Below are 7,398 nucleotides of genomic sequence, written 5' to 3' on the forward strand. Positions count from 1 at the left end.
GGGCGCGGTGGCTCCGGCCCGGGCAGCGCAGGGGCGCCCGGCGGGCGTACCGTCGCGCCGTGGGACGGGTGCGCCTCGACGCCGCTGGGCGCGGCACGGACGGCACGGCGCGGGCGGACGGGTCCTGGCGCGGCCGCCGCGTCCTCATGCTCTCGGTGCACACCTCCCCGCTGGAGCAGCCCGGCACGGGCGACGCGGGCGGCATGAACGTCTACGTCGTCGAGCTGTCGCGGCGCCTGGCCGCCCTGGGCGTCGAGGTCGAGGTGTTCACCCGGCGCACGTCCGGCGCGCAGGCCGACCTCGTCGAGCTGTCGCCGGGGGTGCTGGTGCGCCACGTCGACGCCGGGCCGTACGAGGGCCTGGCCAAGGAGGAGCTGCCGGGGCAGCTGTGCGCCTTCACCGCCGGGCTCATGCGCGCGGCGGCGGCGGCGGCCGACGGTCACTACGACCTCGTCCACAGCCACTACTGGCTGTCGGGCCAGGTGGGCTGGCTGTTCGCCGAGCGCTGGGGCGTCCCGCTCGTCCACACCATGCACACCATGGCGAAGGTGAAGAACGCCGCCCTCGCCGAGGGGGACGTGCCCGAACCGCGCGGCCGCGTCATCGGCGAGCAGCAGGTGGTCGACGCCGCCGACCGGCTGGTGGCGAACACCGCCGAGGAGGCCGCGGACCTGGTCTCCCACTACGGCGCCGACCCCGACCGGGTGGGCGCGGTGCCCCCCGGGGTCGACCTCGAGCTGTTCTCCCCCGGCGACCGCGCCGCGGCACGCGCCCGCCTGGGCCTGCCCGCCGACGCCGACGTCCTGCTCTTCGTCGGGCGGATCCAGCCCCTCAAGGGCCCCGACGTCCTCGTCGCTGCCGCGGCCCGGATGCGTGCCCGGCGCGGGGCCGGCGACCGCCCCCTCGTCGTCGCCGTCCTCGGCGGGCCGTCCGGCTCCGGGCTGGCCCGGCCCACGGCGCTGCTGGACCAGGCCGCTCAGCTCGGCGTCGGCGACGTCCTCCTCACCCGTCCCCCGGTCGCGCGGGCCGAGCTCGCCGACTGGTACCGCGCCGCCGACCTGGTCACCGTGCCCTCGCACAACGAGTCGTTCGGCCTGGTCGCCCTCGAGGCGCAGGCCTGCGGCACCCCCGTGGTGGCCGCATCGGTCGGCGGGCTGCGCCGCGCGGTCTCCGACGGGGTGTCCGGCGTCCTCGTCCCCGGCCACGACCCGGGCCGCTGGGCCGTGGAGCTCGACGTGCTGCTCGCCGACCCCGGCCGGCGGGCGGCGATGGGGCGGTCCGCCGTGGCGCACGCGTCGGGCTTCGGCTGGGACCGCACCGCGCAGCGCGTGCTGCGGGAGTACGACCGGGCCGCGGCCACCTTCGCCCACCGGCGTCCCGCGCCGCTGCCCCTGCTCGAGGCCTCCGGGTGAGGCGGACGGCCCCGCCCGGTCCCGAGGCCGCCGCGGCCCTGGCCGCGCTGCGGACCTGGCTGCAGGACACCGGGGTCGACGCCGACGACGGCCTGCGCCCCGGCGAGGTCGTGGTGCGCCTGCCCGGCGAGCACCGCCTGGTCACCACCGTCTCGGTCCTGGTCGGCGCCCACACGGTGTCGGTGTCGGCGTTCGTCGTCCGCCACGCCGAGGAGAACGCCGAGGAGGTGATGCGCTGGCTGCTGCGGCGCAACACCCGCCTGCGCGGCATCGCCTTCGCCCTGGACCCGGACGACGACGTCTACCTGGTCGGGCGCCTGCCCACCGCCGCCGTCACCCCGGCCGTCCTCGACGACCTCATGGGCGCGGTGCTCGACACCGCCGACGGCGCGTTCGACACCCTGCTCGGCCTGGGCTTCGCGGCCTCCATCCGGCGCGAGGCCGCCTGGCGGGCCGCCCGCGGCCTCGACACGGCCAACCTCGCCGCGTTCCAGCGCCTGGTCCACGACGGCGACGACAGCGACGACCGTCTGAGCGACGGAGACCAGAACGACGGCCGCGGCGGGGCGGACGAGGTCGACGCCACCTGAGCCGGGGCTGGCAGGATCGGGCCATGACCGAGACCTTCACCCTCGTCCTGCTGCGGCACGGCGAGAGCGAGTGGAACGCCAAGAACCTCTTCACCGGCTGGGTGGACGTGCCGCTGTCCGACAAGGGCCGCGGAGAGGCCGCGACCGCCGGCCGCCAGCTGGCCGAGGCCGGCCTGCTGCCGGACGTCGTGCACACCTCGCTGCTGCGCCGGGCGATCACCACCGCCCACCTGGCCCTGGACGCCGCGGACCGCCACTGGATCCCGGTGCGCCGCAGCTGGCGGCTCAACGAGCGCCACTACGGCGCCCTGCAGGGCAAGGACAAGAAGCAGACGCTGGCGGAGTTCGGCGAGGAGCAGTTCATGCTCTGGCGCCGCTCCTACGACACCCCGCCGCCGCCCATCGCCCCCGACGACGAGTTCGCCCCCACCGGGGACCCCCGCTACGCCGAGCTCGGCGACGACCTGCCCACCTCGGAGTGCCTCGAGGACGTCGTGGCCCGGATGCTGCCCTACTGGGCCTCCGACGTCGTGCCGGACCTGCGGGCCGGCCGGACCACGCTGCTGGCCGCCCACGGCAACTCGCTGCGGGCCCTGGTCAAGCACCTGGACGGGATCGACGACGACACCATCGCGGGCCTCAACATCCCCACCGGGATCCCGCTGGTCTACACGCTGCACGAGGTCGACGGCGAGCTCGTCCCGACCGAGCGCGGCGGGCGCTACCTCGACCCCGCGGCGGCCGCCGAGGCCGCCGCCGCGGTCGCGAACCAGGGCCGCTAGGTCAGGAGCGGGCGGCGGGCGGCCCGCCCGGTGCCGGGGGGAACCCCGTGCCGGGCGGGAAGCCCAGGCCCGGGGTGCCCGGGCTGCTGGCGCGGTCCGGGTCCTCCCCGGTGATCTGGTAGACGACCTGGTTGGCCACGTTGACCGCGTGGTCGGCGAACCGCTCGTAGAAGCGGCCGATGAGCGTGACGTCGATGGCCACCGACACCGGCTCGTCCCACCGGGTGCTCAGCATCACGGTGAACAGCTCGCGGTGCAGGCGGTCCATCTCGTCGTCGATCCGGTCAACCTCGCGGGCCAGCCGCGCGTCGTGGCGGGCGAGCACGTCCCCGGTCTTGAACGCGATCCGCTCGGCGACCTCGCCCATCTGCGAGATGTGCCGCGTGACGGCCTCCGGGACGACCGGCTCGGGGTACTTCAGCCGGGTGACCTGCGCGAGGTGCCGGGCCAGGTCCCCCATGCGCTCGAGGTCCGCGGTCACCCGCAGCCCGGACACGAGCCGGCGCAGGTCCCGCCCGAGCGCGCCGTGCTTGGTCATCATGACGACGATCTGGTCGTCCAGGGACCACTGCCAGGAGTCCATGCGCTCGTCGTCGGCGATGACCGACTCCGCCATCTCCAGGTCGCCGTTGAGCAGCGCGAAGGACGCCCGGGAGATCGCCGTCGCGGCGAGCCCCGTCATCTCGACCATCCCGGAGGTCAGGGAGGCGAGGTCCTCGTCGAAGCGCGTCATGATGCGGTCCATCCTCGCCCATGCTGCCGCCGTTGTCAGGACGGCGCAGCCCCCTGCGGGCCGTAGTCTGACCGGTCGTGACCCCGGACCTCGTGCTGGCGGTGGTGGCGGCCTCGGTGGCCGGCGTCGTCGCCCTGGTCGTGGCCTACGCGCTCGGGGTGCGCAGCAGCCTGGAGACCCGCGGGGCGCGGCGCGCGCGCACCCGTGACACCGAGCTCGCCGCGACCGCGTTCGCGGCGGCCGGCCTGCCCGTCCTCGTCGTCGCCGTGGACGGCCGGGTGCTCCACCGCTCCGACGAGGCGCTGCGGCTCGGGCTCGTGCGCGGCGGGTACCTGGCCCACGCGGAGATGCGGGAGCTCGTCGCCTCGCGCCTGGCCGGGGAGCCCCGCCGCGCGGCCGGCACCGTCCCGCTCGTCCTGCCCCGCGGGCCCGTCGGCGAGGGCCACCTCGAGGTCCGGGTGACCCCGCGGCAGCTCGACGCCGGCCACCTGCTGCTGGAGGTCGAGAACCGCAGCGAGGCCATGCGGGTGGAGGACGTGCGACGGGACTTCGTCGTCAACGTCAGCCACGAGCTCAAGACCCCCGTCGGCGCTATCAGCGTCCTCGCCGAGACGCTCGAGGACGCCGCGGACGACCCGCCCACGGTGCGCCGCTTCGCCGCCCGGATCCGCCAGGAGTGCGCCCGGCTGCAGGTGCTCGTCACCGACGTGCTCGAGCTGTCCCGGGTGCAGGTGGTCGACGGCACGCCCCGCCACGACGACGTGGAGATGGGCGCCGTCGTCGCGCAGGCCGCGAGCGAGGTCCGGCAGCGCGCCGAGGACAACCGCATCGAGCTCGCCGTGCACGCCCCGCCCGGCGCCGTCGTCGTCGGCGACGAGGACCTGCTCACCACCGCGGTGCGGAACCTCCTCGTCAACGCCATCGCCTACTCCCCCGAGGGCACGAAGGTGTCGGTGTCGGTCGCCCGGCGCGAGGGCCTCGTGCTCGTCCAGGTCACCGACCGGGGACTCGGCATCCCGGTGCAGGAGCAGGCGCGCGTCTTCGAGCGCTTCTACCGCGTCGACCCCGCCCGGTCCCGGCGCACCGGCGGCACGGGGCTCGGCCTGGCCATCGTCAAGCACGTCGTCGACAACCACGGCGGCGACGTGCAGGTGTGGAGCCGTCCGGGCCAGGGCTCCACGTTCACCGTCCGGCTGCCCGACGCGGGCGCCGCGCTGCCGGGCCTGCCCGCGGCACCGGCGACGCCGGCCTCGAGACCCGCACCGAGGTCCGCGCCGCCGACTGCGTCCCCGTCCACCCCGTCCGTCCCGCACCCCGGAGGCACCCCGTGACCCGCATCCTCCTCGTCGAGGACGAGCCGTCGTTCTCCGACGCCCTCAGCTACCAGCTCGGGCGCGAGGGGTACGAGGTGAGCGTCGCCGAGACCGGCGACGACGGCCTGGCCCTGTTCGAGCGCGACGGCGCCGACCTCGTCCTGCTCGACCTCATGCTCCCGGGCACGCCGGGGACCGAGGTCTGCCGCCGGCTCCGGGCCCGCAGCCGGGTGCCGATCATCATGCTCACCGCCAAGGACGGCGAGGTCGACAAGGTCGTGGGCCTCGAGCTCGGCGCCGACGACTACGTCACCAAGCCGTACTCGGTCCGCGAGCTCGTCGCCCGGATCCGCGCCGTGCTGCGACGGGGCGAGGACGACGGCACGCACCAGGAGTCGCTCGTCTCTGCCGGGCCGGTGCGGATGGACGTCGACCGGCACGTCGTCACCGTCGACGGCACGACGGTCGCGCTGCCGCTCAAGGAGTTCGAGCTGCTCGAGCTGCTGGTGCGCAACGCCGACCGGGTGCTCACGCGCGGGCAGATCATCGACCGGGTGTGGGGCGCGGACTACGTCGGCGACACCAAGACCCTCGACGTCCACGTCAAGCGGCTGCGGTCCAAGGTGGAGCCGCACCCGTCCCGGCCGCGGCACATCGTCACGGTGCGGGGGCTGGGCTACAAGTTCGAGACCTGAGCCCGGCGGGCGGCGCCGGGCGACCCCGGCGCGCCCGCGGTCGGGCGGGTCAGCCCTGCCCGGCGGGGTCGGACGGCTCGGCGACACCGAGCTCGCCCGGCGCGGCAGAGGACTCGCCGCTGGGCTCGCCGCTGGGCTCCGCGGAGGACCCGTCGGTCGGCTCGCCCGACGGCTCGGCGCCGGAGCCCTCCTGCTCCTCGGACTCCTCCTGCTCGTCCACGGCGGCGTCCTGCTCCGAGCCGTCCCCGTCCGAGGTGTCGCCGGGGGCGTAGCCGTCGTACGCGCCGGTGGGCGGCAGGACCGGGACCTGCAGGACCGCGCTGCCCGCGGGCGCCGTGACGGTCAGCTCGAGGTTGCCGCCCGAGGCCGGCTCCACCTCGTCGATCTCCACGACCTCCGACGCGATCGAGCCGATCTCACCGTCGGGACGGTCCTGCTCGGTGCCGAGCGCCACGCTCACCCCGACCGGGACGTCGACCTCGACGCTGGTCTCGCCGACCTCCAGGGAGACGGTGACGTCCTCCTGGCCCCGGTTGACCAGGGCGCCGACGAGCAGGCCGGGCTCGCCCTCGCCCTCGGACACCACGAGCATGTTGCGGACGAGCACCTCGCCCAGCTCCGCCTGCAGGCCGTCGGCCGGGGCGTACGGCTGGATGGCCGTGTTGGGGGCGTTGAGCGAGCAGCCCGACAGCAGCAGGCCTGCCGACGTGACGGCGAGCAGGGCGGCGGGTCGGCGGCGCGCGGGCGTCAGGCTGGTCACCCCCCGATGCTAGCGAGACGTGGTCACCGGCTCCCCACCGACGCGGACCGGGGCCCGCGCACGGCACCCGGGAGCCGCCGCCACGAGGGGTCCGCACCCCTCTGCACCCCCTCTGCGCACCCGCGCGTAGCGGCGGGATCCTTCGATGTCAAGACCTCCTGACAGGTCACCCATGGCGCTGACCAGCACAGATGCCCCGAGGAGGGGTCCCCGGGGGGCCCTCCGGGTGTTACCCTGGTAACCGGAAAGGGGCATATGACTATGGCGTTTGCAGTGGGCGAGACAGTCGTCTATCCGCACCACGGGGCGGCCCTCATCGAGGCCGTCGAGACCCGGACCATCAAGGGGGTGGAGAAGGCGTACCTCGTCCTCAAGGTCGCACAGGGCGACCTGACGGTGAGGGTCCCCGCAGAGAACGTCGACCTGGTCGGCGTGCGCGACGCCGTCGGCAAGGACGGTCTGGACAAGGTCTTCTCCGTCCTCCGGTCCCCGCAGGCCGAGGAGCCGACCAACTGGTCGCGCCGCTTCAAGGCGAACCAGGAGAAGATCGCGTCGGGCGACGTGATCCGCGTCGCGGAGGTCATCCGTGACCTCCACCGCCGCGACGGCGACAAGGGCCTGTCGGCCGGCGAGAAGCGCATGCTCGCCAAGGCCCGCCAGATCCTCGTCTCCGAGCTCGCGCTCTGCGAGAAGACCGACGAGGTCGCCGCGGAGACCATGCTCGACGAGGTCCTGTCCTCCTGATCGGACAGCCCTGAGCACGGACGCGCCAGGACCCCCGGGTCCTGGCGCGTCCGCGTCCGGCCCACGACGCGGTGGGCGGGACACGGTGGGCCGTGCCGTCGGGTGCGTGCTCGTCGCCGGCGGGTCCGGCACCCGGCTCGGTCTCGGCGTGCCCAAGGCGCTCGCCGTCGCCGGCCGCTCGACGCTGCTCGAGCTGGCGGTGGCGGCGGTCGCCGCGGTCGACCCCGCGACCGGGTCGCGCGCGGTCGGCACCCTGGTCGTCGTGGTGCCCGCGGCCGAGCAGGACGCCTGCACGGCCATGGTCCGCCAGGCCTGGTCCGCCGCCGGCGCCCCGGGGGACCCGGTGGTCGTGCCGGGCGGCGCGGACCG

8 protein-coding genes and 1 pseudogene are annotated in these 7,398 nt (G+C 75.4%); 7 read left to right on the plus strand and 2 right to left on the minus strand.

Features of this window, described 5'->3' with window-relative positions; all coding sequences use genetic code 11:
* Nucleotides 1–146 precede the first annotated feature (146 nt).
* The 3 genes from mshA to WCS02_RS15190 are packed head-to-tail and all read left to right on the plus strand — an operon-like array spanning nt 147 to nt 2,784.
* Nucleotides 147–1,412, plus strand: coding sequence for a D-inositol-3-phosphate glycosyltransferase (gene mshA, locus WCS02_RS15180; RefSeq protein ID WP_340294710.1), 1,266 nt, complete (start codon nt 147–149; stop codon nt 1,410–1,412).
* The gene (locus WCS02_RS15185) at nt 1,409–2,002 is read left to right on the plus strand and encodes a type III secretion system chaperone family protein (protein ID WP_340294691.1); all 594 of its coding nucleotides are present in this window, start codon (nt 1,409–1,411) and stop codon (nt 2,000–2,002) included. The genes mshA and WCS02_RS15185 overlap by 4 nt, the downstream gene beginning before the upstream one ends.
* A 23-nt stretch (nt 2,003–2,025) precedes the next feature.
* Nucleotides 2,026–2,784 carry a phosphoglyceromutase gene (locus WCS02_RS15190; RefSeq protein WP_340294693.1) on the plus strand — a complete coding sequence of 253 codons (759 nt, stop codon included), beginning with the start codon at nt 2,026–2,028 and terminating at the stop codon, nt 2,782–2,784.
* Nucleotide 2,785: 1 nt separating this feature from the next.
* On the opposite strand, the gene phoU is transcribed toward WCS02_RS15190, so the two are convergent.
* Nucleotides 2,786–3,529: a phosphate signaling complex protein PhoU gene (gene phoU / locus WCS02_RS15195; protein ID WP_340294696.1), complete on the minus strand. Its 744-nt coding sequence runs from the start codon at nt 3,527–3,529 to the stop codon at nt 2,786–2,788.
* Nucleotides 3,530–3,594: 65 nt separating this feature from the next.
* Between phoU and WCS02_RS15200 the strand changes: the two genes are divergently transcribed.
* Nucleotides 3,595–4,848, plus strand: a complete 1,254-nt coding sequence (locus WCS02_RS15200) for an ATP-binding protein (RefSeq protein ID WP_340294698.1) — start codon at nt 3,595–3,597, stop codon at nt 4,846–4,848.
* Nucleotides 4,845–5,525, plus strand: a complete 681-nt coding sequence (locus tag WCS02_RS15205; RefSeq protein WP_340294701.1) for a winged helix-turn-helix domain-containing protein — start codon at nt 4,845–4,847, stop codon at nt 5,523–5,525. The genes WCS02_RS15200 and WCS02_RS15205 overlap by 4 nt, the downstream gene beginning before the upstream one ends.
* Before the next feature lie 49 nt (nt 5,526–5,574).
* Here the strand turns inward: WCS02_RS15205 and WCS02_RS15210 are convergent, their stop codons facing one another.
* Complete coding sequence (locus WCS02_RS15210) at nt 5,575–6,285, minus strand: hypothetical protein (protein ID WP_340294704.1); 711 nt, start codon at nt 6,283–6,285, stop codon at nt 5,575–5,577.
* Nucleotides 6,286–6,546: 261 nt separating this feature from the next.
* Between WCS02_RS15210 and WCS02_RS15215 the strand changes: the two genes are divergently transcribed.
* Both WCS02_RS15215 and WCS02_RS15220 read left to right on the plus strand, forming a co-directional pair.
* Nucleotides 6,547–7,029: a CarD family transcriptional regulator gene (locus WCS02_RS15215; protein ID WP_336922485.1), complete on the plus strand. Its 483-nt coding sequence runs from the start codon at nt 6,547–6,549 to the stop codon at nt 7,027–7,029.
* Between the two features lie 106 nt (nt 7,030–7,135).
* Nucleotides 7,136–7,398, plus strand: a pseudogene (locus tag WCS02_RS15220) (bifunctional 2-C-methyl-D-erythritol 4-phosphate cytidylyltransferase/2-C-methyl-D-erythritol 2,4-cyclodiphosphate synthase); the annotation flags it as partial.

It is taken from the genome of Aquipuribacter hungaricus (assembly GCF_037860755.1).
GTDB classification, from domain to species: domain Bacteria; phylum Actinomycetota; class Actinomycetes; order Actinomycetales; family JBBAYJ01; genus Aquipuribacter; species Aquipuribacter hungaricus.